Origin of the sequence: Candidatus Rhodoluna planktonica, from assembly GCF_001854225.1 — a bacterium.
Classification (GTDB): domain Bacteria; phylum Actinomycetota; class Actinomycetes; order Actinomycetales; family Microbacteriaceae; genus Rhodoluna; species Rhodoluna planktonica.
Genome location: NZ_CP015208.1, coordinates 763,623 through 790,216, shown reverse-complemented (window position 1 = coordinate 790,216; position 26,594 = coordinate 763,623). Strand labels below are relative to the sequence as shown.

The following is a 26,594-nucleotide window of genomic DNA, read 5'->3' as shown; positions in this document are numbered from 1 at the left end:
TTCAAGTCTAGTCTTCGAGATTTTGACTTGATTTGGCGGCTGCCGCGGTTTGGGCATTCTTTATAGTTCTTCTCAGTTTCTTTGCACTCGCTTCTTTGATACCGAGATGTTCCGGGTTCCAGACCGACATATCCTCATCGCTAAATTCCGGTTTTTTCTTCAGGTTTTTTAGGTTAGGCAAGGTAGTCCCTGGGGCAAGTCTGCGTGCAGTTACCAAGAAAGCCGTGTGGGCGATCATGCGGTGCTCTGGGCGAACCGCCAAGCCTTGAAGGTGCCAGCCTCGGACCAGCGATTCCCAAGCTTCTGGTTCGGCAAATTGGCCGGTTTCTCTGAGTGCCTCGGTGAAGCGTGAAAGCTGTGTAACAGTGGCAACGTAGGCAATTATCAGACCGCCGGGAACTAGTGCTTCAGCGCTTACTTCGATGCACTCCCACGGTGCCAACATATCGAGAATTACTCTATCGGCCTCCCCCGGCTTCACTTTTGCCGGCAGTTGGTCTTGCAAATCACCGAGGTGAATCTGCCAATTTTCGGGGACCACGCCGAGATTAGTCTCGACGTTAGCCGCAGCTACATCGGCAAATTCTTCGCGTCGCTCGAACGAATCGAGTCGACCATCCGGCCCAATCGCGCGCAGCAAATACATGCTCAAGGCACCTGAACCCACTCCAGCTTCGACTACGCGGGCACCCGGGAAAATGTCTCCCATCGTGACAATCTGTGCCGAATCTTTTGGATAAATGATTGCCGCACCGCGAGGCATGGACAGCACGAAATCGCTCAACAGGGGACGAAAGGCTAAGTACTCTACCCCGTTATGGTTTCTAATCACTGAACCTTCGGGCTGACCAATAATGTCATCGTGTTTGATGTCACCCTTGTGGGTGCCAAAACTTGCTCCGGAAACCAAGGTAATGGTGTTGAGTCTGCCTTTGGGCCCGGTGAGCTGCACTCGATCACCGGCCCTAAACGGCCCGGTAGGAAGTAAAGCTTTCTTTTTTGCCATCACTTGAACAATCTTCTTAGGTCGGAGACTTTAACGCCGGCCAGAGTTCGCCAAACAATCCTGCCTTCGGCAGGAGGAATAGGAACAATGTTTTCAACGCCCACTGCTATGGTGCCAGCCGTCTCGGCTGATCTCAGGCCAGTGATCGAATCTTCAAAAGCAATGCAGTCTTGCGGTTCAACTCCGAGCAGTTCCGCAGCCTTTAGATACGGTTCAGGATGTGGTTTTCCATTTCTGACGTCGTCGCCGGCAACCACTACATCAAAGGCTTCGAACCCGACAGAGTCGGCTACCGCCAGGGCCATTCGGCGCAGAGACATTGTTACCAACGCTGTTTTGACACCCTTCTTTTTGAGCTCACTTAGAAGTTCTAGAGCTCCTGGGCGCCAAGGAATTTCGCGCTGTAGGTGACTGACAACTGAGTCAGTCAAGTTGTGCATGATTTCATCAGGATGCATTTCGCTGGCTAGTTTGGACTTAATAATTTTTGAAGAGTCGTAGAGACTCATTCCAACCAGGTCGAGGCCGTCTTGCTCGGTCCATTCCTTGCTGTGCTCTGCGGCCAGGTTTTTCTCAGAAAGAAGCCAGTACGGCTCTGAATCGACCAGAGTGCCGTCCATGTCCCAAAGCACTGCTGCCGGAAGTTTTTTTCCAAACATATGAACACGAGTCTACCCGTCACTGCTTGACATAGGCTTTACCTAGACGATTTATCTAAGCGAGTATCAATGGGTTCATTTTTTTCCGGCAGAACGCTGATAGTAGCTTTCGAAGGCTGGAACGATGCCGGCGAGGCTGCTTCAGGTGCTGCAAAGTTCCTGGCTCAGGCCATCAATGCCGAAGTTGTAGCATCGGTCGATCCAGAGGAATACTACGATTTCCAATTCAACAGGCCAACTGTCTCGTTCGGTGAGTCAGGCGAACGAGTTTTATCCTGGCCAACAACCGAGTTTTGTATTCCGGGTTCAAACTCTGACAGTTCAATTTCAGCGCTGAGTCTTTTGGTGGGCACCGAACCATCGAGACGTTGGAAAAGCTTTACCGCTGAAATTCTTGAAATGATTCAAGATCGAGAGATTGAGAAAGTTCTGTTTCTCGGTGCCATGCTGGCAGATGTGCCCCACACCAGACCTATTTCAATCGTCGCAACCAGCCAGAATGCGAGTGCCCGCGAGATTTTGGGCATTGAAAAAAGCCAGTACGAAGGTCCGGTTGGCATCTTGTCTGTCTTAGGTCTGGCACTTGAGGCAGAGGGAATAGCCACTGTTGCGCTGTGGGCCTCGGTGCCACATTACGTGCACAACGCGCCTTCGCCTAAAGCAACTCTGGCGCTGCTCATCGAAGTTGAACGATATTTGGGGATTCAATTCGATCACGGCCAATTAGCTGATGAGGCTTTTGCTTGGGAACGTGGGATTGATGAAATCGCGCAAAATGACGAGGAAATGGCAAACTACATCTTGCAGTTAGAGAACAACAGCGATGAGGCAGCCACCATTGAACAGAGCGCCAATCAGCTTGCTGCAGAGTTCGAAGAGTTTTTGCGAAGTAATGACGGTGTGGCCAAGGATGTTGACACTAGACCCGACTCTGACAGCAACGATTAAATAACCGGATTTTCAGTAATAATTCCGTTGCTAAGCAACCACAACAGGGCCAAACCAACTGCCACTCGCCAAACCACAAAAGGCAGGAATGAACCCTTGCTCAAATACTTTAGGAAGAAGGCAATCACTGTGAGGCCAGAGGCGAAAGCAACCACAGTTGCCACGACGGTCGCTAACAGCATCGAATTCTGAAGCTCGCCAACTGAATTTACAAATTGATAAAAACCACTGGCCAAGACCGCCGGTATCGCGAGCAGAAAACTGTAGCGCGCGGCTGCTTCGCGAGTGTAGCCCAGTAACAGGCCAACGGTAATTGTTCCACCCGACCTTGAGACTCCGGGTATTACCGCGAGTGCTTGGCCAATACCGAAGAGTAAACCATGTTTTGTGTTCAAGCTTTTTAGGGTTTTCTGCTTACTTCCGATGATGTCCGAAATTCCTAGAACCAAGCCAAAACCGATAAGCGTAAAGGCGATTACCCAGAGCGATCTGAATTGATTTTCAATTAGGTCTTTGAAGAGCAACCCAATCACGACAACCGGTAGAGATCCCCAAATAATTAGCCAACCCATTTTGGAATCTTGATTCCGGTTTTCAGCGGATTTCAGACTTTTGAGCCAGGCTGTCGCAATGCGGCGGATGTCTTTAGCAAAGTAGAGCAAAACCGCCAATTCGGTACCCAATTGAATGGTGGCTATAAATGCCGTTAGTTGTGGCCTGGTTAATGAATCTATTGAGATCAGCGCTTGAGCTATTTGCACGTGCGCGGATGACGAAATCGGTAAAAACTCAGTGAGCCCTTGAACTAAGCCCAATAAAATTGCGCTGAAAAAATCCACGAAGAATTATTCTTCGTCTTCTGCCAATGCGATGGGCAGATACTCTCCGTATTTTTCGCCCAAGGCTTCCTCATAGTTCAGGAAGGCGTCTTCTAATTGGTAATAGGCCTGTTCCACCGTGGCATCGTCGTCGTTGCGCTTAGAAGATACCGCTTCAAGGTGACGTTCAAGTGCTGCCATTAGTTGAGAAAGTGCATTACGCGGATCTTGAGCCATAGTTCAAAACTACCCCTACTTAGGTGAACTGCAAAGGATTGACTGTATTTGATGCTGCAGAAGTCTGGTAACCTAATCCACGGACTTAGGTCATAGGTCCGGGTGGCGGAATGGTAGACGCGCTAGCTTGAGGTGCTAGTCCTCGATAGAGGGTAGGGGTTCAAGTCCCCTTTCGGACACGATAGTCCTCGACAATGGTCGAGGATTTTTTCGTTTAGAGACAAATGTTCCCAATGCGATTCCAGGAGAAAAAATGGAAACCGTCCTAGGTCTGCTCAGGCACGGTCAAACTGACTGGAATATTGATTTTCGCCTTCAAGGGGTAACCGACATCCCGCTGAACGAGACCGGCCATGCCCAAGCCAGAACTGCAGCGGCGCAACTTCGGGCTGAAAACTGGGACGTGCTGCACACCTCCCCACTGACTCGAGCTCTGGTGACTGCCGAATACGTTGCTGAGCGCTTCGGCCACTTAGTGCCGCAGGTATCCGATCTTTGGCTTGAGCGTTCATTTGGCGAAGCTGAGGGAATGACCCATGAAGAGTGGAAACAAAAATTTAATGCGGATGCATCTTTTGTGCCAGGAGCCGAAACGCTGTCGGCGTTAAATTTCAGGGCGCATAAAACATTGGATTCAATTGCGAAAGACTTTTCAGGAAAGCGCGTGCTCGCTGTGTCGCACGGTGCTCTGATCAGGGTTCTGCTGTCTATCGTTTCAGCCGGAGAAATACCTAGAGCTGGCGAACGTCTTGGAAACGCTTGCTTGAACATCTTGGTGCATCGCGAAAATGAGGGTTGGAGCCTGCAGGTTTACGAACCTAAACCGCTAGATGAGACCACGGCTTTGAACTACGAGTTGATCTGATCGACTAACTGCACCAAAGCGGCAGCAGATTTATCCCAGTTAAAAGTTTTGGCCTGTTGCAGACCCAATTCGCTGTGTATGCGCCAACTAGCGGCATCGTTTAGCAACTTCACCTGCTGAGTGAACTCTTCTGGAGAATCGCAATCGAAGTAAAGTGCTGCATCTCCCCCGATTTCACGGAAAATTTCAATGTCGGAAACAATGATCGGAAGGCCACGCACCATAGCCTCCACCAGCGGAATTCCAAATCCCTCATCTCTGGACGCCGTGACCAAGGCAATAGCGCCATCAAGTTGACGATGGTATTCAGCTTCTGAGACTCCATTATGGAACACCACCGAGCCACCGCCATCTTTGAAAATTTCTGTCAGCCGGTCGCGGTCAAAATCAGAAATTTTGCTCAGTAGATGCAACTCGTGGTTAGGCAGGTGGTTCATCGCGGAAACCAGCAACTCCACGTTTTTATACGGCATGAAACTACCCATGTAAACCAGTTTTTGCTGGCTTCTGGGCCTGTGTTTAGGCGCAGGGTGTTCGTATTCTCGTTCTAGTGCTCCGGCCGCGTTATAAATCACCGACACCGGACGGCGCGTGAGCCGGTGTTTCTCAATTAGGCGTTTGCTGGTTTTCGAAACGGTGACCACTGCATCAGCTCGGTTGAGGAACCAGCGCTGTGGCCAATAGCTCATGTGAAAAATCCGCCAAGCAAGACGAATGGCGAAATTGAAACTTGGCGGTGGCGTCGGGTGACGATAGTAAATCAAATCGTGCAGGGTCAGAATCAGACGGTATTTTCGAAACCAAGAGCCCATGGTCTGCATCGGTGAAAAAACCACCTTAGCCCCTGCCCTATTTAGCTTTAGCGCGATAAAAACCTCTGACAACTTTGTGGGGTCATTTGCCAGGATGTACTTGGTTCCGCTGGGCAATTTTTCCAGTTGCCGTAAATCGTAAATTATTGCGGTTACTGGCACGCGCGCATGCAAGGCAGCAAAAAGCCCGGCCGAGAATCGAGATATTCCATCGTGGTGATCCCACCGTATGTAACGAGCGTCAAAAAAGAATCCTGAAATCATCCAATTCTCGAATCGGTTGCTATTTTTTTGACGAAGTTTTTTATCTCATCCGAAACTATCTCGGGGGTCTCATAATGACTTAGGTGGCCGACCTTTTCGATCACCCGAAGTCTCCAATTCTGATGCGGAATGAGTGCAACCATCTGACGTTGCTGTTCCACCGAGGTGATGTCATCGCGTTCGCCAGCCAAAATAAGGGTCGGTATAGAAATCCCGGCAGCAAAATCGCCGACACAGGCAGAAATTGATGCTCGGTAACCTTGGATGGCGACGTCGCGAGTTGCAAAGTCATTGAAATTAGCATCGTGCTGCCTGTGCACCCAAGTGCGAAGTGAGCGATCGCGGCTCTTAGTCATGAGGATGCTCATCCCCCGTACCATCGGCCAACTTTTCAAAAGCCACTCGCCTAATTTAGGGGAAAGTTTTTCAGCTAGGGCAAAAAATGATTTTGATACTGCGGTCAGAAAAGCCTTGGGGCCCTCGAGGGCCGGGGCCGAAACGGGATTCTGCAGAATTAGGGCACTGACATCATCAAAGTTCGTGACATGGTGAGAGACGATCAACGAACCAAAACTGTGGCCCAGCAGAAATGGGCGCTGTTCGAGCTTTAGTGCCCTTATAAAATCGGCTAGCCAAATTGAGTAGTTGGCAACGGTGTGTTCTTTGGAGAATGGGCTAGATTGGCCAAATCCTGGTAGATCAGGAATCACCAAATTAATTCCAGTCAGGGCACCTGCTTGAGCTTCAAGTCCGTGATGGTTGCCGCGGTAGCCGTGAATCATGATTAGCGTCGGCGAAGTCATCGGCTCTAAAGCAGGATAAAACCAGTACTTGGTGGCTACATCAGCAACCTGCACCGATTTTTCAATTGCGCGAGCAGCCGCGCGTTGAGCAAGAGATTTGGGGTTTAGAGCCACAGTTCAGTCTAATTCCCAGTCAACTAAACCTGGACCCCAGATGACACATAAATTTCGAAGGATGAAACTCTAGCGTGGCAAGTCAGTAGCGTCTTAGGGCAGCTCTAGTCTGACTATGTGAATCAACTTTCTTTCGACTTCGAACCGACCCTGCCAGCCTGGGCTGAACGCCTTGCAGTTTTTGACCTCGAAACCACAGGACTGGAGCTTAGGGAAGCCCGAATTGTCACCGCCTGTGCTTTAGAAATTGATTCTTCAGGTAACCCAACCTCTGAGGTCGCCGAGTGGTTGGTGAATCCAGGTATAGACATACCGATTCAAGCGGCTTCAGTTCACGGAGTGACCACAGAAATCGCTCAGGCGAAGGGCCAATCGGCAGCCTCTGCAATTTCCGAGATTTTGGCCAAATTGCGCTTTTTCTTCGAACAAAATATTCCGGTGGTGGCCTACAACGCCCCTTTTGATTTCACAATTTTGCATTTTGAAGCCCTTCGATACGGCCTAGAACCGCTAGCCAATCCAATGCCCATCATCGACCCGCTGGTCATTGATAAATACAAAGACACTTACCGCGGTGGCAAGCGCCGCCTAGAGAACGCAGCAGAGTTTTACCGGGTTCCGCTGAAAAATGCTCACAACGCTACCGCAGATGCCATTGCAGCTGGAAGGGTTGCCCAAGCCATTGCTCGTCGTTGGTCAACCGAACTTCCAACCGACCCCATTGAACTGCACAAGCTCCAAGTTTCCTGGAGTGAGGCAAACGACAAGAGTTTTGAAGACTACATGCGCCGAGTCAAAGACCCTAGTTTCACCGTAGTTAGAGGCTGGCCCCTGAAGGCATAAAAAAACCCGCCAAAAAGGCGGGTTTTTTGAGAATTTGATCGACTATGCGCCGAAACCCTTGTAGCGAGCGTTGAATCTCTCAACACGGCCGGCAGCATCCATGATGCGCTGCTTACCGGTGTAGAAAGGGTGAGACTCAGAAGAAATTTCGACATCGAAAACTGGGTATGTGTTGCCGTCTTCCCACTCAATGGTCTTGTTGCTGGTGATGGTTGAGCGAGTCAAGAACGCTACACCCGAAGCCAAATCGCGAAAAACGATTGGTTCGTACTTTGGGTGGATCTCTGCTTTCATGCGAAAACTCCGGAAATCTAGAAAGTTTGCTTGTGCCAAAGGGCACAAGGGAAAAGCATACCAGACCTTTTTAGGCAGAACAAGCGTTGTTAGAAACGTGCCGCTCTGGCGACAAAGCGACCAAATTGGTTTTCGACGCGTAACTGCATCCCAAATGCTTCGGAAATCTTCTCTGAGGTCAGTGTTGAGGCAATCTCTCCGGCAGCGTAAACCTGACCTTCTCGCAAAATTAGGGCATGAGTGAATCCGACCGGGATTTCTTCCAGGTGATGGGTCACCATAATCATGGCCGGGGCCGCTGGAGCTTGAGCGTATGCGGAGATGATGTCTATGGTTTGCTCTCTTGCTGCCAAATCAAGGCTGGCAACGGGTTCATCGAGCAGTAGCAGTTCAGGATCTGGCATGACGGCACGAGCAATTTGTGTTCGTTTACGTTCACCATCGCTCAGGGTTCCAAAGGGGCGGTCGGCAAAACCGTCTAGGTGCCATTCGTTCAGCACTCTTCTCGCGCGGCGCTCGTCAATTTCCTCGTAAGACTCGTTCCAGCGTCCGGTTACTGCATAGCTGGCAGTCATCACAGCATTTAAAACTGTCTCTGAGTTTGGAATGTGCGCTGCCATAGCGCTGGATGCAAAACCGATTCGCGTCCGCAATTCGAAGACATTGATCTCGCCCAAGCGCTCATTCAAGATTTCTGCAGTGCCGGTTGTCGGGTGAATTTGAGCAGCGGCAACGCGCAATAATGTTGTTTTCCCGGCACCGTTCGGTCCGACTATTACCCATCGCTGATCTGATTCGACCTGCCAGTCGACATTGTTCAAAATTGGGCGCTGGTCACGCACCACAGTTACGTTGTTCAGATCGATTACGCGGGACATAACTAGAGCCTAGGCGAAATCTGCAAGAGCCTTTTGATAGACATGAATTGTTTGTTCAGCAATGCTTTCCCAGCTGAAATGCTTTTCGACTCTAGCCCTGCCGGCTATGCCAAAATCATCGATCCTGGGATTTTCGAGCATCTCGTTCAGGGCATTCGCGAAATCGGCAACAAACTTATCCTCGTTCAGCGGCTTACCGCTGCCATCCAAAACCTGTTCGATTGGGACGAGGAGTCCCGTTTCACCATGGGCGACGACCTCGGGAATTCCTCCGGTCGCTGTCGCAACAACGGGGATGCCGCAGGCCATTGCCTCAAGGTTCACTATTCCGAGCGGTTCGTAAATTGATGGGCAGGCAAAAACAGTCGCAGAAGAGAGAACTGCGATTAGCTCGGTTCTGGAAAGATGTTTTTCTACCCAAATGACGTTGTTCTTGACCTTGCGTAGTTCGGCCACCAATTCGGTTACCTCAGCCAAAATTTCCGGAGTGTCGGGCGCTCCCGCGCACAGCACTAGCTGAACGTCGTTTGGCAACTGCCTTGCTGCTTTGAGCAAATATGGCAAACCTTTTTGCATGGTTATGCGACCGACAAAAACAACGCTTCTCTGATCTGGGTCGATGCCGTTGGCCCGAACCAAATCGGGATTATGTGCCGTTTGAAAGGTCTCTAAATCTATGCCGTTGTGCACCACAGAAATTTTCGCTGGATCCAACTGCGGGTAGGCCCGCAAGATGTCGTTTCTCATGCCGTCTGAGACCGCGATTATGGCGGCAGCTCCCTCATAGGCAGATCTCTCAATCCAAGATGAGAGCCGGTATCCGCCGCCAAGCTGAGCCTCTTTCCAGGGTCGAAGCGGCTCTAAGCTGTGCGCGGTAATGAGATGTGGGATGCCGTGCAAGGCTGAGGCAGTTTGCCCGGCAAAGTTTGCGTACCAGGTGTGCGAATGCACCAAGTCTGCGCCAGCTATGTCAGCAACCATGTTGAGATCGGTTGACATGGTCTGCAGCGCACCGTTGGCAGCATCGAAATTGCTGCTGTGACGATAAGCGAATGTATCGGTTTCATCACGTTCGTCTCCGAAACATCTGACCCGAACCTCGATTTGTTTGCGCAGCACCCTCACTAATTCAGCGACATGCACGCCCGCTCCCCCATAAATGTTGGGAGGATACTCTTTGGTCAGAAGATCGATTCTCATAGCGCCATGTTAGTGCTGGAGCAATAAAACCAATAACATTTGCCATATGAGTGCTCCACGCGTATTTGGAATGGTCCTGGCCGGCGGCGAGGGTAAGCGATTGATGCCTCTGACGGCTGATCGAGCAAAGCCCGCTGTGCCGTTTGGTGGCAGTTATCGACTAATTGACTTTGTCTTGTCGAACCTTATTAACTCCGGCCTGAGACGAATAGTGGTTTTGACCCAATACAAATCGCACTCGCTGGATAGGCACATTTCCCAGACTTGGCGTATGTCTCCGCTTCTAGGCTCATACGTCGCCTCGGTTCCTGCGCAGCAGCGTCTGGGTAAACGGTGGTTCGCCGGTAGCGCCGACGCCATTTTGCAGTCGATGAACCTGCTCAGTGATGAAATGCCAGACATCGTGGTAGTCGCCGGCGCGGATCACGTCTACCGCATGGATTTTGATCAAATGATTCAGGCTCACATTGAATCTGGTCGCGGCTGCACTGTTGCAGCTATTCGACAACCGCTATCCATGGCTGACCAATTTGGCGTGATTGAGGTTGATGAAAACGACCCATCCAAGATTGCCGCTTTCCGCGAAAAGCCAACCAACCCCAAGGGTTTGCCTGACTCACCTAACGAAGTTTTGGCATCAATGGGTAACTATGTTTTCTCTGCCCAGGCTCTGATTGACGCCATCGAGCACGATGGAACTCTGGATGACTCCGCTCACGACATGGGAGGCGACATTGTGCCTTACATGGTGTCTAGGGATGACGCTGGGGTTTACGACTTCACCTTCAATGACATCCCTGGTTCAACTGAACGAGACCATTCTTACTGGCGCGATGTGGGTACTCTCGACTCTTACTACGATGCCCACATGGACCTCATCTCGGTGATGCCAATTTTCAATTTGTACAACCGTGATTGGCCAATTTTTACCCAGCAAATAAATCTTCCACCGGCGAAGTTTGTGCACGATGGCGAGGGTAATCAGGGTCGAACCACCGATTCGATTGTTTCTCTGGGAACGGTAATTTCCGGTGGAATCGTTGAGCGAAGTGTGCTTTCGCCGAACGTTCGAGTGCACTCAAGAGCCCTGGTAACCGATTCAATTTTGCTTGATGGTGTCCAAATTGGCCGTGACTGCACCGTTAGAAAGGCTATCCTCGACAAGAGTGTTGTCGTCGCTGATGGCGCTTCTATCGGTGTCGATAAGCAAAGAGACCTAGACCGTGGTTTTCACGTCACCGATACCGGAATTACGGTGGTAGGAAAGGGCGTGCTGGTTACTCCGTGACCCAGCTGTTAGTGGTCTTTGATGTCGATTCAACCCTGATCAGAGACGAAGTAATTGAATTATTGGCTGAACTTGCCGGTAAACGTGATGAAGTTGCTGCCGTTACTGCAAGCGCGATGGCCGGAGAAATCGATTTCACCGAAAGTTTGGTCAAACGAGTTTCGACTCTCGCTGGGCTTCCGGATTCAGTTTTTACCGAGGTTTTTGAACGCATCACTGTAACGCCGGGGGCAAAAGAGCTAATCGCCGCCATTCATCATGCCGGTGGCAAGGTCGCTGCCGTAAGCGGTGGGTTCAGTCAAGTTCTAGAGCCTCTAGCAAAACTTCTCGATCTTGATTTCGGCAAGGCTAATCACCTTGAGGTGGTCGACGGAAAATTAACCGGCCGGGTAATCGGCTCAATTATCGACCGGGATGCCAAACAGCGAGCACTACTGGAGTGGGCTGAGGCAACGAATACCCCAATCGACAAGACCGTAGCCGTTGGCGACGGCGCCAATGACCTTGGAATGATGTCAGTGGCCGGCTTGAGCATTGCGTTCACGGCAAAACCAGTAGTACGTGAATTCGCCCAAATCGTGGTGGACGAGCCTGATTTGACTCAGCTAATCGAGATTCTGCAACTTAACTAAAGTCGCTGGTGTCCCCGACCAAACGGGTGTTATCTGCTGGCACTGGTTCAACCGCCGCCAGAGCAACCTCAGCTGCAAATTCACCGACGTTGTAAAGTTTCCCGGCTCCACTGCGCCGTGCCTCGATGGCGCCTGGGTTAGAGCGCTCGAGCAAAGTTGCTGTGATTGTTCCCTCGATCATGTCTCCAGAGACCACTACAAATTCAATTCCTGATTCAGTTAGCTCAGGAATCATCTCGCGCAGCGCGTCTTCGCCGGCCCGCTTTGATAATGCCACCGGAAGGTATTCAGGCATGGTCGGGGTGTTGCGAATGAAATGGGCTTGGTGGCTGGTTACAAAAACCACCCGAGCGCCTGGCTTCAGGTAACCAATCGCGATTTTCAACAAATTCACTTGTGAGTCGCGATTCAATCGCATCGCGTAATCTTCGCCCATGCCTGATTCCATGCCGCCGGAGGCGTTCATTACCAGAATGTCTAGCGGCCCAAAAGTTGCAACCGCAGTCTCGAACATGGATTTGACCGAATCGCTGTCGGTAAGGTCGGCGCCAACAGCAATTGCCTTACCGCCTTCGGCTTCAATCTGTTCGACCAACTTTAGGGCGCGAGCTTCTTTATTTCGGTAATTGATGACAACTGACGCACCTGCATCAGCAAAGTACTTGATGGTGTCGGCTCCAATGCCACGAGATGAACCTGTGACGAGCGCGTTTTTACCGGTCAGTGAACCTTGGCTTAGTGGGTTTGTCATTTTGCTCCGTTGTGATTGATCTAAGAATCCGATATTTATTGGTGAATTAAATCAGTGCCCCATGCCAAGGCCACCATCAACTGGTATCACAGCACCAGAAATGTAAGCGGCATCGTCACTGGCCAACCAAGTAACAACCTTCGCCACCTCAGCTGGCTGTGCGAACCGGCCAGCGGGAATCTTCTTTTTGTACTCGTCTTGCTGCTCAGCGGGCAGCGCGGCGGTCATGTCAGTATCGATGAAGCCGGGGGCAACAACATTCGCGGTAATGCCTCTGGAACCGAGTTCGCGAGTTACCGAACGAGCCATACCAACCAGAGCTGCTTTCGCTGCCGAATAGTTGACCTGCCCCGCTGAACCGAGTAAACCGACCACGCTACCGATAAAAATTACTCGCCCAAAACGAGCCTTAATCATGCCTTTGGTGGCTCTTCTAAGCACTCTAAAAACGCCGGAAAGGTTTGTGTTAATAACCTCTTCAAACTCTTCGTCTGTCATTCGCATCAAAAGCGTGTCGCGAGTGATGCCAGCATTGGCGACCAAAATTTCAACCGGTCCAAGCTTTTCCTCAACCTCTGCAAAAGCTGCATCCAATGATTCGGGTTTGGTGACATCGGCAATCACACTGAGGGCCCCGGCTGGACCAGAACCACTGCGCACTGTAACAGCAACCTTGTAGCCGGCAGCGAGGAATTCTTCTGCAATGGCAAGACCAATGCCTCGATTGCCACCGGTAACCAAAACAGTTCTTGATTCAGACATGTGTTCCTCTGGGAATTTGCAGTAGATGAATGACCTTTAGGTTATTGAAAGTTTAGCCGTGCCGCGCTGGTTAGGCTTGTAGAGAGTCGACAAATTGCACGGGATGGAGTTGAAGATGGCTAAAACCCAAAGTGTCACATCGCTGGACATCTCCCCCGAAGAAGAGCGCAAGTCACGCATGATTAAGTACACGATTGCCATGAGCGTTCGTGTGGTTTGTATTGTTTTAGCGGTCATGGTTCAGGGCTGGCTAATGTGGCTGCTTTTTGCCGGAGCAATTTTCTTGCCTTACTTTGCAGTGGTTATCGCAAATGCCCAGGGTGCAACCCAGACCAGCAAAGCAGCAAAGGCTGTAGCTCCAACCATCACTATTTCAGCGGATGCCTTCACCGCGGCTTCGCAGACCAAACCAAAAGATGACCACTGAGGCCGTAAAGTGCTCCCGGGCAGGTTGTCGCTCTACTGCAGTTGGCAAGGTTGTCTGGCGTAATCCTCGAATTCACTCGGAAAACCGTGAAAAGCAGTGGCTTTACTGTGCCGAGCATCAGGTATTTCTGGTTGACTATCTCTCGACGCGTGGATTTTTCCTGCGCACAGAAGAACTGAAATGAATTACCTGAAAGAATCCTGGCTCAGATGGGTCGGCTGGCTTGTGCTGGCATCCTTGTTTGCGGTCGCCTGCGTATTTTTATCGCAGTGGCAGTTCGCCCGCCGAGGTGAAGCTGTCGCCAAAATTGACTTAGTTCTGGCAAATTACGATAGAGAAGCCGTTCCAGTTGAGGAATTGGTTGATCCCGCTAATTTCGACCCAGCTCTTGAGTGGCGACCGGTACAGTTGCGAGGCAGTTTTGTTACTGATGCCGCACATCTGGTAAGAAACCGACCATTGAACGGGCAACCCGGATTCTTGCAGGTCATACCTTTCAAGTTGTCTTCAGGGGCTATCGTGCTGGTCGAAACCGGTTGGTTGCCGACGAGTTCTGATCTGGGTGTACCAAACTCGATTCCCCTGCCGGGCAATAATGAGCAGACAATCACTGCTCGAATTAGGCCAAGTGAACCAGAGTTAGGTCGCGATGCCCCAACCGGACAACTTGCCACTATTTCACCTAAGGCGCTCGCCGATAAAACCGGCTTAGAGCCGGTTCAAAGTTTTTACGTTCGCTTGACCAAGCAATACAGTGAATCGGCACCGAAGTTGCTGCTTAAACCTGAACTAACTGAAGGGAACCACCTCAGTTATGCACTGCAGTGGATTCTGTTCGCTCTGATGGGCTTTGCTGCCCTAATTTGGGCCATTCGACAAGAGATGCTCTTCAAACGTGCAGCGGCTGATCCGAACTTTGTCGTTAAAAAGAAACGTCGATTGGGCGACAGCGACAAAGAATATGAGGATTCACTAACTCAGTGAAATCAGCTCTGCATAAGACTCGTTCCAGTGGTCTTCGACACCGTCAGGCAAAATCAGAACGCGCTCGGGGGTGAGCGCTGAGACTGCACCTTCATCGTGAGATACCAGCACCACTGCCCCGGTAAATGTGTTCAGGGCTCGCAGGATTTCTTCGCGTGAAGCTGGATCAAGGTTGTTTGTTGGTTCGTCAAGTAACAGAACGTTCGCTGAGGAGACCACCAGAGTAGCCAGCGAAAGGCGAGTCTTTTCACCGCCGGAAAGAACTCTAGCCGGTTTGTGAACGTCATCCCCGCTGAACAAAAAGGCTCCCAGAACTTTGCGTGCATCGGTGTCGTTCAACTGTGGAGCAGAGCGCTGCATGTTCTCGAGTACTGTCTTCGAGACATCCAGAGTTTCATGTTCCTGAGCGAAGTATCCGATTTTCAAACCGTGCCCAGCGATAATTTGACCGGTGTCCGGGGTGTCAATGCCGGCTAACATTCGCAGCATCGTAGTTTTACCGGCACCGTTCAGGCCGATAATTACCACCTTTGACCCCTTATCAATGGCTAGGTCAACCGCGGTAAAGATTTCGAGTGAACCGTAACTTTTACTGAGGTTCTCAGCCATCAGAGGTGTTTTACCGCAGGGAGCCGGATCAGGGAACTTAATTTTGGCAACCCGATCGGTTTCGCGCACTTCTTCTAGGCCACTGAGAAGCTTCTCGGCCCGGCGCATCATCTGATGGGCGGCTGCAGCCTTTGTTGCCTTAGCCCCAAACTTGGCTGCTTGCAGCGACAGGGTTGCAGCCTTCTTTTCGGCGTTTGAGCGCTCGCGTTTTCTGCGCTCTTCATCAGCTTCTCGCTGCTTCAGGTACTGTCGCCAGCCCATGTTGTAAACGTCGATGACGCAGCGCATAGCGTCTAGGTAGAAAACCCGATTCACCGTCTCACCAATCAGGTCTACATCGTGGCTGATAACAATCAGCCCACCCTGATAATTTTTCAAAAATTCGCGCAGCCAAATTACCGAGTCGGCATCAAGGTGGTTGGTGGGCTCATCCAAAATCATGGTTTGAGCATTTGAAAAGAGGATTCTGGCTAATTCGATTCTTCTTCGTTGACCGCCGGAAAGGGTTTTTAGGGGCTGGTTGAGGATATGCTCTTTGAGCCCTAAGTTGCTGGCGATGGCTGCCGCCTCGGCTTCGGCAGCATAGCCTCCCCCTGCTTGAAAATCAGCTTCGAGTCTTGCATAGCGCTTCATGGCCGAATCGTATATGGCTTCGTCCACGCTGCCCATGTCATTTGACGCTTGTTCCATGCCGGCCACTAGGTCTCCGAGACCACGAGCATTGAGAATTCGAGTGCGGGCTAGCTCTTCCGGGTCGCCGGTTCTAGGGTCTTGCGGCAGGTACCCAATCTCGCCGATACGGTCAACCGAACCCACGCTGGGTTGGCCATCACCGGCAAGGATTTTGGTGAGAGTGGTTTTCCCAGCGCCGTTACGGCCAACTAAACCGACTTTGTCGCCTTGGTCCACGCGAAAATTTACGCCTGACATAAGTGTGCGCGCGCCAATTTGGATTTCTAAATCTCTGACTATGAGCACTAAATCTCCAAAAATGACTGAAAAAATATGTGCCGTTTATTAGATTGCACACAAAAGTCCTAGTCTACAATCGTCTAAACGATTCCATTCAGAGAGATAAAGATGACCATTACGCTAGCCACAAGGCCTACCATCGTCGATCGAGTATTTCCACGAAGTCTTGCCACCGATATCGCACTAATTGCGCTGGGTGCGGCTGCAACTGCTGTTTCAGCTCAATTGGTCATCCCTGCATCCCCTGTCCCTTTCACTTTCCAAACCATGGCAGTGTTGCTGGTCGGCGCCACCCTTGGTTCAGTGCGCGGGGCGCTTTCGATGCTGCTTTACTTGGCGGTCGGAATTTTGGGTGTTCCTGTCTTTTCGGATGCAAGGCACGGAATCGAAGTAGTCTTCGGCGCGACCGGCGGATTCCTGCTAGGTTTCGTTGCTGCAGCAGCAGTTATCGGCGCGTTAGCTGAACGCAAGTGGAGTTCTCACGTCGTCAAGATGTTTGCCTCTTATGTCATTTCGACAGTCGTTGTTTACGCCTTCGGAATTCCGGTATTGGGCGCTGTGGCGTTCTCCGGTGACTTGTCGGCGGCTGCAAGCCTGATGTCTAACTACCTGATCTGGGATGCACTTAAGGCCATTGCCGCAGCGCTCATTCTGCCGATTGCTTGGAAGGGTGTTCAAGCCATCCGCCGCTAAATTTTGGTAATAAAAAAGGCATCCCAATCGGGATGCCTTTTTTTAGTTAACTGCTTAGATTGAAAAACCAATTGCTCGCATTTGGTCTTTGCCATCTTCGGTAATTTTTTCTGGACCCCATGGTGGCATCCAAACCCAGTTGATTCGGAACGCTTCAACTACGCCATCGAGTGCCTCTGCTGTCTGCTCTTCGATTACATCGGTTAGCGGGCAGCCTGCTGAGGTTAGCGTCATGTTGATAAGTAACGATCCATCGTCGGCCTGCGCGAGATCGTAAACCAGACCCAAGTCGTAGATGTTGACTCCAATTTCAGGGTCGATAACGTCTTTTAGGGCTTCGACAACTGAGTCGTATAGTGCTGGTGCTAGTTCTGGCATTAGGCCCTCACGTACCGGTCGTAGCCTTCAGCCTCTAGCCTTTCGGCAAGCTCTGGTCCGCCTTCTTCAGCGATTTTGCCATTCACAAAAACGTGAACGAAATCTGGCTTGATGTAGTTCAAGATTCGGGTGTAGTGGGTAATTAGCAGCAGACCAAATCCATTTGCATCCTTGGCGCGGTTTACACCTTCAGAAACAACTTTTAGGGCGTCAACATCAAGGCCTGAGTCGGTCTCATCAAGAACTGCGAATTTTGGCTTCAGCAGTTCCAGCTGCAGAATCTCGTGACGTTTTTTCTCACCACCGGAAAAGCCCTCATTCACATTACGCTCAGTGAAAGATGCATCCATGCGCAGATTCTCCATTGCGCCTTTAACCTCTTTGATCCAGCCGCGAAGACTTGGAGCCTCGCCCTCGATCGCAGTTTTTGCCGTGCGCAGGAAGTTCGAAACAGAAACTCCAGGGATTTCTACCGGATACTGCATGGCAAGGAATACCCCGGCGCGAGCACGCTCATCGACGCTCATCTCGAGAATGTTTTCACCGTCAAGCAGAATTTCACCCTCGGTAACCAGGTATTTCGGGTGTCCGGCGATGGTGTACGCCAAAGTTGACTTGCCGGAACCGTTTGGGCCCATGATCGCGTGCGATTCGTTAGAGCGGATGACAAGGTCAACACCCTTCAGGATTTCTTTGGTGCCCTGGTCGGTTTCGACAGTTACGTGTAGGTTCTTGATTTCTAGAGTTGCCATTTTCGTTTTCCTTATAAAGTCTTATGCTGCGTCGTATTCGAGGTAGATGACGCCATCCTCGACGAATGTTTCGTAGACGGCCACCGGTTCGTATGCGGGCAGAGTAAGTGGCTGGCCAGTCTCTAGTGAAAACTTTGCGCCGTGTGCCCAGCACTCAATGGTTTCGTTATCCACAAAACCCTCAGACAGCGAGATTTCACCGTGGCTGCACTTGTCGTCGATAGCTCGAACATCGCCAGCTTTGGTGCGAACAATGGCAATGGCGTGATCGCCAACTTTGACCCTGATTGCCTTACCCGGCTTGATGTCCTCAACTGGACAAATTTGAATAGCCATTACGATCCGCTCCTAGCGAGTTCTACTTCGATTGAGTCGGTGAGTCGCTCTTCAATTTCAGCTACACCGACTTGCTGAATAATTTCGTTCAAGAATCCTCGAACCACTAGTCGCCTAGCCTCAAGCTCCGGGATCCCGCGAGCCTGCAAATAGAAAAGCTGCTCATCGTCAAAGCGACCGCTGGCGCTAGCGTGACCCGCACCTTCGATTTTTCCGGTTTCGATTTCAAGATTCGGCACCGAATCGGCGCGGGCGCCGTCGGTTAGAAGCAGGTTTCGATTTAGTTCGTAAGTGTCGGTGCCTTCGGCAGCGGCGCGAATTAACACATCACCAACCCAAACCGTGTGTGCCGTGTCACCTTGCAACGCACCCTTGTAGGTCACTCTCGACTTGCAATTTGGTACTGCGTGATCAACGTATAGACGGTGCTCAAGGTGTTGTCCCGAATCGGCAAAATAGAGACCAAGCATTTCGACTTCAGCTCCAGGGCCAGTGAACTCGGTTGAACTGGCGACACGCACAGTCTTTCCACCGAGAGTTACGACTAGGTGCTTCAGTCTCGAGTTTCGTCCCAGTTTGGCTATTTGAGCTGACGCGTGAACAGCGCTGTCATCCCAGTCTTGAATTGAGATTAGGGTTAGATCAGCCTCGTCAGCGACGATAATCTCTAGATTTTCACCCAAATTTGCCTTGCCCTTGTGGTCTAGTACGACAACCGCCTTAGAGAAAGGCTGAGCATCGATAATCAGGTGCAGGGCGCTGGTTTGTTCATCTCCAGCCAAGCTGATTTGAACCTCTGACTCGAGTTCAGCATTTTTAGGAATGGTGACCAGGTATGCCTTCTCGGCGGCTTGCCAGGCTGCCGCGCTGACGCGATCTTCAGGTAATCCGGCAGCGCCGAATTTGGAGTGATCAGCGCCAACCCACTCGGTCAAAACCGACTTTGGAGCCTTGACTGCCAGATCGCCCATAAACTCGGCAATATCAGCCTGATCTAGACCGTTTAGCTGTTCGGCGCGAAGGTACTTCCATTGCTCTTCCCGAGCACTGATTTCAGGAAAATCAGCTAACTGGCTAGACCGGAGTCGCTCGCTGCGAGTCTGAATTGGGGCACCGTGGCTGTGCGCGACAAGGCCGTGCTGTTCGGCGGTAAAAGTGTTGCTCATTAACCGACAGCACCTTCCATTTGCATTTCAATAAGTTTGTTCAGTTCTAGGGCGTATTCCATTGGCAATTCTTTAGCAATCGGCTCAATGAAGCCGCGCACAATCATGGCCATGGCTTCATCCTCTGGTAGTCCGCGGGACTGTAGATAGAACAACTGCTCTTCGCTAACTCTGGACACGGTAGCCTCGTGGCCCATTGAGACATCATCTTCTCGAACGTCAACCGCTGGGTAGGTGTCTGAGCGCGAGATTGTGTCGACGAGAAGAGCGTCGCATCGCACTGTGTTAGCCGAGTGGTGCGCCCCAGGCATGACCTTGATTTCGCCTCGGTAAGAGGTTCGTCCACCGCCTCGAGCGATTGACTTAGACACAATCGACGAGCTGGTGTTTGGCGCCAGGTGAATCATCTTGGCGCCAGCATCCTGGTGCTGTCCTTCACCGGCAAAAGCGACCGAGAGAGTTTCACCACGAGCGTATTCTCCAGCCAAGATGACCGCCGGGTACTTCATGGTCACCTTCGAGCCAATATTTCCATCGATCCACTCCATGGTGGCGCCCTCGTGTGCAATTGCTCGCTTGGTGACCAGGTTGTAGACGTTGTTCGACCAGTTTTGAATTGTGGTGTAGCGAACGCGAGCGTTCTTCTTCACGATGATCTCGACCACGGCGGAGTGCAGCGAATCACTCTGGTAGATCGGAGCCGTGCAACCCTCGATGTAGTGCACGTAGGAGCCCTCATCAGCAATAATCAGGGTTCGTTCAAACTGGCCCATGTTTTCGGTGTTAATTCGGAAATAGGCCTGAAGTGGAATCTCAACGTGAACTCCCTTAGGGACGTAAACGAACGAGCCACCAGACCAAACAGCTGTGTTGAGTGCAGCGAATTTGTTGTCGCCGGCTGGAATTACGGTGCCGAAATACTCTTGAAAAATTTCAGGGTGCTCACGCAGAGCGGTGTCGGTGTCGAGGAAGATTACGCCTTGAGCCTCTAAGTCTTCGCGAATCTGGTGGTAGACAACTTCAGACTCGTACTGCGCTGCAACACCTGCTACCAAACGTGAACGCTCGGCTTCGGGGATGCCCAGACGTTCGTAAGTGTTACGGATGTCCTCAGGAAGGTCTTCCCAGCTCTGAGCCTGGCGCTCGGTCGAACGCACAAAGTACTTGATGTTGTCGAAGTCAATTCCGGTTAGGTCTGAACCCCATGCGGGCATTGGCTTCTTTAGGAAATAGTCAAAGCCTTTGAGTCGTCGCTCCAGCATCCACTCTGGCTCGTTTTTGAGGCCAGAAATGTTTCGGACCACCTGCTCGTTGATACCTCGAGCTGCAGTCGCTCCTGCGTCATCTGAATCAGACCAGCCAAATTCGTAAACTCCGAGACTGTCTAGTTCTGGACGTTCGATGATGATGTCGGACAATGCCGGCCTCCCTTTTCATTAGTTTCAAATTCGAGTGGTTATCTCGATTTGCCTAAAGTCATCAATGGCAACCTAGTCAACGCGACAGTCATTCCCGGCGCAGCGGTAAATTTCGTGTGCGAAACTGTAGTTGAGGTTTTTGTAGCTGAGACGCTAACTAAAAATCTTTGCCTAGTCTATTCAACGACTCTCGCCAGAACCACCGAAAGGTCAACATGTTTTCCGCGCAGCGAATCCGACTTTATGCATGGCTATCACTGGCTAGTCAAATTCTGATTGTGGTGACCGGTGGTCTAGTTCGCCTAACCGGCTCGGGTTTAGGCTGCCCCACCTGGCCAAAATGCACCGATGATTCGCTAATCACTGTTCCTGAGATGGGTTTGCACGGCGCTATCGAGTTTGGCAACCGCCTGCTTACCTTCGTCCTTATCATCATTGCTCTACTCACCTTCATCACCGTGATGAGGCTGGGTAGGGGCAATCGTAAAGGCTTAGTTTGGCCATCGCTAGCTCTCGGTTTGGGTATTGTTGCCCAGGCGCTTCTCGGCGGTATCACCGTGCTAACCGGACTAAACCCTTGGGTGGTCGGCGCTCACTTTGTCGTCAGCGGTATTTTGATCGCTATCGCAGCCATGTTGGTCTGGCGAGTTTACAAGCCGAGCGAGAGTTCAAAATCTAACCGCACCGGTTTGAGCTGGCTAGTGCTAGTGGTTGGTTGGATCAGTGTTCTGGTTGGAATCGTAGTTACCGGAGCAGGCCCGCACGCAGGCGACGCAAAAACACCGCGCAATGGTTTGGATCTAGAAATTTGGCAGCATCTGCACAGTTATCCGGGCTATCTGATGTTGGCGCTAATCGTCTTGCAACTTTGGCTAAGTCGCAAGGAATTGGCAAAACTCAGTTCGAAAATTACCGCCGGCCTGTTTGTGGCCAGCGTGATTCAAGCGATTATCGGCGTCGCCCAGGCTCGACTTGGTGTTCCACCGTTCTTGGTGGCTGCCCACATGCTTGGCGCCTCGGTGATCATCGCCCTGCTCACTTTCAACCTTGTGGCCAACAAAAGCTCAAAATAAATGGCCCGCATTTTTTGGTTCAGGCGCGATCGAAGACTAAACGATAACGTTGCCCTCAATGCGGCGATCAAAGCTGCCAAGGCAGATGGCGACGGTTCGGTTGCGCCGGTTTTCTGCGTCGATCCGGCAGAATTTGGCGCACTTAGCCCGATAAGGCAGCATTCACTGGTCGCCAGTCTCGACTCTTTGGGTGCCTCGCTTGATCGAAAACTAACCATCAGGAACGGCGATGTGGCTCAGTCGCTAATTGAATTGGCTGCTGCTGCCAGTGCCAAGGTCGTCCACGCTACGCGAGCATATGACCCTGCCGGCGTGGCCGAGCAAAATCGTGTCGGTCTGGCCCTCAAAGAGCATGGCGTGTTTCTGCAACTAGATGACAGTTATTACGCGGTTGAACCGGGCTCGGTCAGAAAAGCGGATGGCTCCCCCTATCGGGTTTACACACCTTTTTTTCGAGCCTGGTTTGAACGCGGCTGGTCAAGACCGGTTTCCCTCGAGTCCGGTGCCACCTGGATTGAGCCACTTCAGTGCCATGGTCGGCCAACTCCAACTGCACCAGCGCCTTTTGAAATTAGGGCCGGTGAACAATTTGCTCTAGAAACGCTGGCTAAATTTGAAAAACGGGCACTGCAAAACTATGACGAGTTGCGCGATCGGTCTGACCTATCCGGAACTTCACATCTGAGTCACGCATTAGCCCACGGTGAAATTCATCCCCGAACCATACTCGACCGTTTAGGTGAGAGTTCAGGTGCCTTGGTATTTCGTAAGGAAATTGCGTGGCGCGAGTTTTACGCGGATGTCCTCTGGCACAACCCGCATACGCTAACCGATTACTACGACCAAAAATTCAGTTTGATGCGCTACGACTCTGGCCCCGCGGCCGAGGCCAAATTGGCAGCCTGGCAGCAGGGCAAAACCGGCTTTCCGATGGTTGATGCCGGCATGCGCCAACTGCTCGAGACGGGCTGGATGCACAATCGAGTACGCATGATTGTCGCTTCGTTTTTAGTCAAAGACCTTCACCTCGAATGGCAGCAGGGCGCAGAGTGGTTTGAAAAGAACCTGACTGATTTTGATCCGGCATCGAATTCGCACGGCTGGCAATGGACCGCGGGTTGTGGCACGGACGCCTCGCCATATTTTCGAATTTTCAACCCGATTAGCCAAGGCTATAAATTCGATCCCGAAGGTGATTATGTGAGGCGCTACGTGCCAGAACTGCGTCACATTAGCGGAAAATCTGTCCATGAGCCTTGGCAGCTGATTGATGGTTTGGTTAACGGGTATTCGCTGCCGATTGTCGATCACGGCGCCGAACGTCTGGAATCACTGGCCAGATTGTCGGAGATTTCGAAAAAGTAATTTCCGGCGAATTAGAACGGCAATAGCGGATCTACGGCTACTGCTAAGAACAGCAGAGTCAAGTAGCTGATTGATCCGTGGAATAGCCGCATCGGGTTCTTGACCGCTCCACCTTTAAGAGCTTCACGATAGAGCCTGAAGGCGTCAAAAAGAAACCAGATTCCAGTTGCGACCGCAACGATTGTGTACGTCCAGCCCATGTTTGCTGCCGGAATAAGCAGCAAACTCGAAACCACCATGGCCCAGCTGTACAGAATGATTTGCACGGCGACTGTGCCGATTGGTTTTACCACCGGCAGCATTGGCACTTTGGCGTTTGCATAGTCTTCGCGGTAACGCATCGATAGTGGCCAATAGTGCGGTGGTGTCCAGAGGAAGATGATTAGAAACAGGATCCAGGCGGCCAGATCAACTGTGCCGGTTACTGCAGCCCAGCCAATAGCCACCGGCATTGCCCCTGCTGCCCCACCCCAGACAATGTTTTGCGAAGTTCTGCGTTTCAGCACCATCGTGTAAATCAGAACGTAGAAAAGGATGGCACTAAGCGAGAGCATCGCTGCCAGCCAGTTGGTCAAAAATCCTAACCAGAGCACCGAGGCAACACCGATAACCCAGGCAAAAACCCAGGCTTCACGCTTGCTCAGTTCACCGGTAACCAGGGGTCGATTTTTAGTTCGACCCATTATTTTGTCGATATCGGCATCGATGTAGCAGTTGAAAGAGTTGGCGCTTCCGGCGCTGAGTGCTCCACCTACCAGTGTGGCCAACACCAACCAGATGTCGGGAAGGCCCTGCTGAGCCAAAATCATGGTGGGGACAGTGGTTATTAGAAGCAACTCGATAACGCGCGGTTTGGTAAGCGCGACATATGCTTTAGCCTTGCCGACAAACCCCATCTTGCGGGCGCGGGTAACAGCGGCATCTTGTTGACTCATTTCACACAAGTCTAAGTCAAAATGTTGAGCCGGCATTCCGCCTGATTTGGCACCGCGGGAGTGTAGACTTTGTCCAAACGGAATGCGAGTCTCCCCCGGTGTAATGCATCGTCAACTACCGTTTCGGCAGTGCCGCCAATGAATCGAAGCTCAGCGCATTAGCCAAATTTCTTAATGTTGACCAAACCTTCCGAAAGGACAATCTTTTGACATCACTTCAGTGGTCTGAATTGGATCAAAAAGCTGTAGACACCGCACGTGTTTTAGCCGCAGATGCCGTAGAAAAAGTGGGTAACGGGCACCCCGGCACCGCAATTAGCTTGGCGCCAGTTGCCTACCTCTTGTTCAACAAGGTGATGCGCCATGATCCAAGTGATGAGAAGTGGGTCGGTCGCGATCGCTTCATTCTTTCAGTTGGGCACTCTTCGCTTACTCTATACAACCAGCTTTACCTGCACGGTTACGGCCTAGAACTCGATGACATCAAGGCACTTCGAACCTGGGGTTCGGCAACACCGGGTCACCCCGAGTACGGACACACCAAGGGTGTCGAAATTACCACCGGTCCACTCGGTCAGGGTTTAGCCTCAGCTACCGGATTTGCATATGCTGCCAGATTTGAACGCGGATTATTTGATCCTCAGACCGCCGAGGGTGAATCGGCTTTCGACCACCACGTATACGTAATTGCCGGAGATGGCGATATGCAGGAGGGCGTCACCGCTGAAGCTGCGTCGCTCGCCGGACACCAAAAATTGGGAAACTTGGTAGTCATCTACGACTCCAACCAAATCTCAATTGAAGACGACACCAACATCGCTTTCACTGAAAACTTGAACGCTCGCTACGAAGCCTATGGCTGGCACGTTCAGACAGTTGACTGGAAAAAAACCGGCAACTACGTCGAAGATTTGAACGAACTCTACGAGGCTATTCAGAAAGCTAAAGCTGTCACCGACAAGCCGTCGCTAATTACGCTGCGCACCATCATCGGTTGGCCTTCACCAAAGAAGCAGAACACCGGAAAAATTCACGGCTCGGCTTTGGGTGCTGAAGAATTGGCCGGTCTAAAGCAGGCTTTGGGTTTCGACCCAGAAAAGACTTTTGAGGTTGCCGATGAGGTAATTTCTCACACTCGCGGCTACCAGAAACAAGCCGACGAGGTCAAAGCTGCTTGGCAAGCAAAGTTTGACGCTTGGGCTTTGGCAAATCCAGATAAGAAGAAACTTTTCGATCGCGTTCAGTCGGGTCAGTTACCCACCGAGCTAGAGGCATCCTTGCCAAAATTCGAAGCTGGTACCGAGGTTTCGACCAGAGCAGCTTCGGGCAAAGTTATCAATGCGATCGCTTCAGTAATGCCAGAGTTATGGGGTGGTTCGGCCGATCTAGCCGAATCGAACAACACCACAATTGCCGGAGCAAAATCGTTCGTACCAGAGCAATGGTCAACTCACGAGTGGACCGGTGACAAATACGGTCGAGTCTTGCACTTCGGTATTCGTGAACACGCCATGGCGTCAATCTTGAACGGTATCGCCCTGCACGGAAATACCCGCGCTTTTGGTGGCACCTTCCTAATCTTCAGCGATTACATGCGTCCTGCAGTGCGTCTTGCTGCACTAATGGGAGTCCCTTCGATTTTCGTATGGACACACGACTCAGTTGCCCTTGGTGAAGACGGACCAACCCACCAACCAATTGAGCAACTTGCCACCTTGCGAGCTATTCCAAACCTTGCTGTGGTTCGCCCGGCCGATGCGAATGAGACTGCCTTTGCTTGGAAGGCAATCCTTGAGCGTCGAAACGGTCCAGCCGGTATCGCGCTAACCCGTCAAAACATTCCGGTGTTCAAACGCGGTGAGGCAGACTCTACCGGCGCTACCTTCGCGAATGCCGATTTGGTTTCTCGCGGTGCTTACACCTTGGTGGACGCCGCCAGCGGTGTCCCGCAAGTCATCCTCATGGCTACCGGTTCTGAAGTTCAGTTAGCGGTTGCCGCTCGAGAGGCTCTCGAGGCCGAAGGTATTTCGACTCGCGTGGTTTCAGCACCTTGTCTTGAATGGTTTGATGAGCAATCAGCTGAATATCGTGAATCAGTTCTGCCCAGCTCTGTTGCCGCAAGAGTATCGGTTGAAGCCGGTTTGGCTCTGGGTTGGTCGAAATATGTCGGCGCCAAGGGTCAAAGCGTGTCAATTGAGCACTTTGGTGCCTCAGCCGACTACAAAACCCTATTCCGTGAATTTGGTATCACAACCGATGCCGTCGTCGCAGCAGCTAAAACTGCGTTGGCTAACTAAAGCTTGGAGAAAAAC

29 protein-coding genes and 1 tRNA gene are annotated in these 26,594 nt (G+C 51.4%); 12 read left to right on the top strand and 18 right to left on the bottom strand.

What is annotated here, in order from left to right:
- Positions 1-7 precede the first annotated feature (7 nt).
- Both A4Z71_RS03940 and A4Z71_RS03935 read right to left on the bottom strand, forming a co-directional pair.
- Positions 8-1,006 carry a tRNA (adenine-N1)-methyltransferase gene (locus A4Z71_RS03940; RefSeq protein ID WP_070954640.1) on the bottom strand — a complete coding sequence of 333 codons (999 nt, stop codon included), beginning with the start codon at positions 1,004-1,006 and terminating at the stop codon, positions 8-10.
- Positions 1,006-1,665 carry an HAD family hydrolase gene (locus A4Z71_RS03935; RefSeq protein WP_070954639.1) on the bottom strand — a complete coding sequence of 220 codons (660 nt, stop codon included), beginning with the start codon at positions 1,663-1,665 and terminating at the stop codon, positions 1,006-1,008. The genes A4Z71_RS03940 and A4Z71_RS03935 overlap by 1 nt, the downstream gene beginning before the upstream one ends.
- A 69-nt stretch (positions 1,666-1,734) precedes the next feature.
- Between A4Z71_RS03935 and A4Z71_RS03930 the strand changes: the two genes are divergently transcribed.
- The gene (locus tag A4Z71_RS03930; RefSeq protein ID WP_070954638.1) at positions 1,735-2,613 is read left to right on the top strand and encodes a proteasome assembly chaperone family protein; all 879 of its coding nucleotides are present in this window, start codon (positions 1,735-1,737) and stop codon (positions 2,611-2,613) included.
- On the opposite strand, the gene A4Z71_RS03925 is transcribed toward A4Z71_RS03930, so the two are convergent.
- Positions 2,610-3,452 carry an undecaprenyl-diphosphate phosphatase gene (locus tag A4Z71_RS03925; protein WP_070954637.1) on the bottom strand — a complete coding sequence of 281 codons (843 nt, stop codon included), beginning with the start codon at positions 3,450-3,452 and terminating at the stop codon, positions 2,610-2,612. The two genes, A4Z71_RS03930 and A4Z71_RS03925, sit on opposite strands and share 4 nt — an antisense overlap.
- A gap of 6 nt (positions 3,453-3,458) precedes the next feature.
- Complete coding sequence (locus A4Z71_RS03920; protein ID WP_070954636.1) at positions 3,459-3,668, bottom strand: hypothetical protein; 210 nt, start codon at positions 3,666-3,668, stop codon at positions 3,459-3,461.
- 96 nt (positions 3,669-3,764) lie between these two features.
- On the opposite strand from A4Z71_RS03920, the gene A4Z71_RS03915 reads away from it, so the two are divergent.
- Both A4Z71_RS03915 and A4Z71_RS03910 read left to right on the top strand, forming a co-directional pair.
- Positions 3,765-3,847 (top strand) — tRNA-Leu (locus tag A4Z71_RS03915).
- Between the two features lie 74 nt (positions 3,848-3,921).
- Positions 3,922-4,533, top strand: a complete 612-nt coding sequence (locus A4Z71_RS03910) for a histidine phosphatase family protein (protein WP_070954635.1) — start codon at positions 3,922-3,924, stop codon at positions 4,531-4,533.
- Here the strand turns inward: A4Z71_RS03910 and A4Z71_RS03905 are convergent.
- Together A4Z71_RS03905 and A4Z71_RS03900 are read right to left on the bottom strand one after the other, a co-directional pair.
- Positions 4,518-5,609: a glycosyltransferase family 4 protein gene (locus A4Z71_RS03905; protein WP_070954634.1), complete on the bottom strand. Its 1,092-nt coding sequence runs from the start codon at positions 5,607-5,609 to the stop codon at positions 4,518-4,520. The two genes, A4Z71_RS03910 and A4Z71_RS03905, sit on opposite strands and share 16 nt — an antisense overlap.
- Positions 5,606-6,526, bottom strand: coding sequence for an alpha/beta fold hydrolase (locus tag A4Z71_RS03900; RefSeq protein ID WP_070954633.1), 921 nt, complete (start codon positions 6,524-6,526; stop codon positions 5,606-5,608). Before A4Z71_RS03900 ends, A4Z71_RS03905 begins: the two co-directional genes overlap by 4 nt.
- Before the next feature lie 117 nt (positions 6,527-6,643).
- On the opposite strand from A4Z71_RS03900, the gene A4Z71_RS03895 reads away from it, so the two are divergent.
- Positions 6,644-7,369: an exonuclease domain-containing protein gene (locus tag A4Z71_RS03895; RefSeq protein WP_236858508.1), complete on the top strand. Its 726-nt coding sequence runs from the start codon at positions 6,644-6,646 to the stop codon at positions 7,367-7,369.
- 42 nt (positions 7,370-7,411) lie between these two features.
- Here A4Z71_RS03895 and A4Z71_RS03890 read toward each other — a convergent pair whose 3' ends face one another.
- The 3 genes from A4Z71_RS03890 to glgA all read right to left on the bottom strand — a co-directional run bounded on the left by A4Z71_RS03890 (position 7,412) and on the right by glgA (position 9,741).
- Entirely contained in the window at positions 7,412-7,663 is a 252-nt protein-coding gene (locus A4Z71_RS03890; RefSeq protein WP_070954632.1) for a type B 50S ribosomal protein L31, read from the bottom strand.
- A gap of 89 nt (positions 7,664-7,752) precedes the next feature.
- The gene (locus A4Z71_RS03885) at positions 7,753-8,541 is read right to left on the bottom strand and encodes an ABC transporter ATP-binding protein (protein WP_070954631.1); all 789 of its coding nucleotides are present in this window, start codon (positions 8,539-8,541) and stop codon (positions 7,753-7,755) included.
- A gap of 9 nt (positions 8,542-8,550) precedes the next feature.
- The gene (glgA, locus tag A4Z71_RS03880; RefSeq protein ID WP_070954630.1) at positions 8,551-9,741 is read right to left on the bottom strand and encodes a glycogen synthase; all 1,191 of its coding nucleotides are present in this window, start codon (positions 9,739-9,741) and stop codon (positions 8,551-8,553) included.
- A gap of 46 nt (positions 9,742-9,787) precedes the next feature.
- Between glgA and glgC the strand changes: the two genes are divergently transcribed.
- A complete protein-coding gene (gene glgC, locus A4Z71_RS03875; protein WP_070954629.1) occupies positions 9,788-11,029 on the top strand; it encodes a glucose-1-phosphate adenylyltransferase in 1,242 nt (413 codons plus the stop codon).
- On the top strand, positions 11,026-11,661 hold the full coding sequence (gene serB, locus A4Z71_RS03870; protein ID WP_070954628.1) for a phosphoserine phosphatase SerB: 636 nt from the start codon (positions 11,026-11,028) through the stop codon (positions 11,659-11,661). Before glgC ends, serB begins: the two co-directional genes overlap by 4 nt.
- Here the strand turns inward: serB and A4Z71_RS03865 are convergent.
- Both A4Z71_RS03865 and A4Z71_RS03860 read right to left on the bottom strand, forming a co-directional pair.
- On the bottom strand, positions 11,654-12,412 hold the full coding sequence (locus tag A4Z71_RS03865) for an SDR family oxidoreductase (RefSeq protein ID WP_070954627.1): 759 nt from the start codon (positions 12,410-12,412) through the stop codon (positions 11,654-11,656). The two genes, serB and A4Z71_RS03865, sit on opposite strands and share 8 nt — an antisense overlap.
- Positions 12,413-12,463: 51 nt before the next feature.
- A complete protein-coding gene (locus tag A4Z71_RS03860) occupies positions 12,464-13,174 on the bottom strand; it encodes a beta-ketoacyl-ACP reductase (RefSeq protein WP_070954626.1) in 711 nt (236 codons plus the stop codon).
- A gap of 115 nt (positions 13,175-13,289) precedes the next feature.
- Between A4Z71_RS03860 and A4Z71_RS03855 the strand changes: the two genes are divergently transcribed.
- On the top strand, positions 13,290-13,601 hold the full coding sequence (locus A4Z71_RS03855; RefSeq protein ID WP_158512777.1) for a DUF3099 domain-containing protein: 312 nt from the start codon (positions 13,290-13,292) through the stop codon (positions 13,599-13,601).
- Positions 13,602-13,781: 180 nt separating this feature from the next.
- On the top strand, positions 13,782-14,585 hold the full coding sequence (locus tag A4Z71_RS03845) for an SURF1 family cytochrome oxidase biogenesis protein (protein WP_070954623.1): 804 nt from the start codon (positions 13,782-13,784) through the stop codon (positions 14,583-14,585).
- Here the strand turns inward: A4Z71_RS03845 and A4Z71_RS03840 are convergent.
- Entirely contained in the window at positions 14,574-16,172 is a 1,599-nt protein-coding gene (locus A4Z71_RS03840; RefSeq protein ID WP_070954622.1) for an ABC-F family ATP-binding cassette domain-containing protein, read from the bottom strand. The genes A4Z71_RS03845 and A4Z71_RS03840 overlap by 12 nt on opposite strands.
- A 102-nt stretch (positions 16,173-16,274) precedes the next feature.
- Here A4Z71_RS03840 and A4Z71_RS03835 point away from each other — a divergent pair, with 102 nt between their 5' ends.
- Positions 16,275-16,859, top strand: coding sequence for a biotin transporter BioY (locus A4Z71_RS03835; protein ID WP_070954621.1), 585 nt, complete (start codon positions 16,275-16,277; stop codon positions 16,857-16,859).
- A gap of 54 nt (positions 16,860-16,913) precedes the next feature.
- Here A4Z71_RS03835 and A4Z71_RS03830 read toward each other — a convergent pair whose 3' ends face one another.
- Genes A4Z71_RS03830 through sufB form a run of 5 tightly spaced genes read right to left on the bottom strand, consistent with a single transcriptional unit; the run spans position 16,914 to position 20,909 of the window.
- Positions 16,914-17,237 (bottom strand): metal-sulfur cluster assembly factor, encoded by a 324-nt coding sequence (locus tag A4Z71_RS03830; protein WP_070954620.1) that lies wholly within the window; start codon positions 17,235-17,237, stop codon positions 16,914-16,916.
- The gene (gene sufC / locus A4Z71_RS03825; protein ID WP_070954619.1) at positions 17,237-17,989 is read right to left on the bottom strand and encodes a Fe-S cluster assembly ATPase SufC; all 753 of its coding nucleotides are present in this window, start codon (positions 17,987-17,989) and stop codon (positions 17,237-17,239) included. Before sufC ends, A4Z71_RS03830 begins: the two co-directional genes overlap by 1 nt.
- Before the next feature lie 21 nt (positions 17,990-18,010).
- Entirely contained in the window at positions 18,011-18,325 is a 315-nt protein-coding gene (locus tag A4Z71_RS03820) for a non-heme iron oxygenase ferredoxin subunit (RefSeq protein WP_070954618.1), read from the bottom strand.
- Complete coding sequence (gene sufD, locus A4Z71_RS03815; protein WP_070954617.1) at positions 18,325-19,491, bottom strand: Fe-S cluster assembly protein SufD; 1,167 nt, start codon at positions 19,489-19,491, stop codon at positions 18,325-18,327. The genes A4Z71_RS03820 and sufD overlap by 1 nt, the downstream gene beginning before the upstream one ends.
- Positions 19,491-20,909, bottom strand: coding sequence for a Fe-S cluster assembly protein SufB (gene sufB / locus A4Z71_RS03810; protein WP_070954616.1), 1,419 nt, complete (start codon positions 20,907-20,909; stop codon positions 19,491-19,493). Before sufB ends, sufD begins: the two co-directional genes overlap by 1 nt.
- Before the next feature lie 215 nt (positions 20,910-21,124).
- Between sufB and A4Z71_RS03805 the strand changes: the two genes are divergently transcribed.
- Positions 21,125-21,982 (top strand): COX15/CtaA family protein, encoded by an 858-nt coding sequence (locus A4Z71_RS03805; protein WP_070954615.1) that lies wholly within the window; start codon positions 21,125-21,127, stop codon positions 21,980-21,982.
- A complete protein-coding gene (locus A4Z71_RS03800; protein WP_070954614.1) occupies positions 21,983-23,347 on the top strand; it encodes a cryptochrome/photolyase family protein in 1,365 nt (454 codons plus the stop codon).
- An 11-nt stretch (positions 23,348-23,358) separates the two neighbouring features.
- Here A4Z71_RS03800 and A4Z71_RS03795 read toward each other — a convergent pair whose 3' ends face one another.
- The gene (locus A4Z71_RS03795) at positions 23,359-24,282 is read right to left on the bottom strand and encodes a heme o synthase (RefSeq protein ID WP_070954613.1); all 924 of its coding nucleotides are present in this window, start codon (positions 24,280-24,282) and stop codon (positions 23,359-23,361) included.
- Positions 24,283-24,488: 206 nt separating this feature from the next.
- On the opposite strand from A4Z71_RS03795, the gene tkt reads away from it, so the two are divergent.
- Positions 24,489-26,579: a transketolase gene (tkt, locus tag A4Z71_RS03790; protein ID WP_070954612.1), complete on the top strand. Its 2,091-nt coding sequence runs from the start codon at positions 24,489-24,491 to the stop codon at positions 26,577-26,579.
- Positions 26,580-26,594 lie beyond the last annotated feature (15 nt).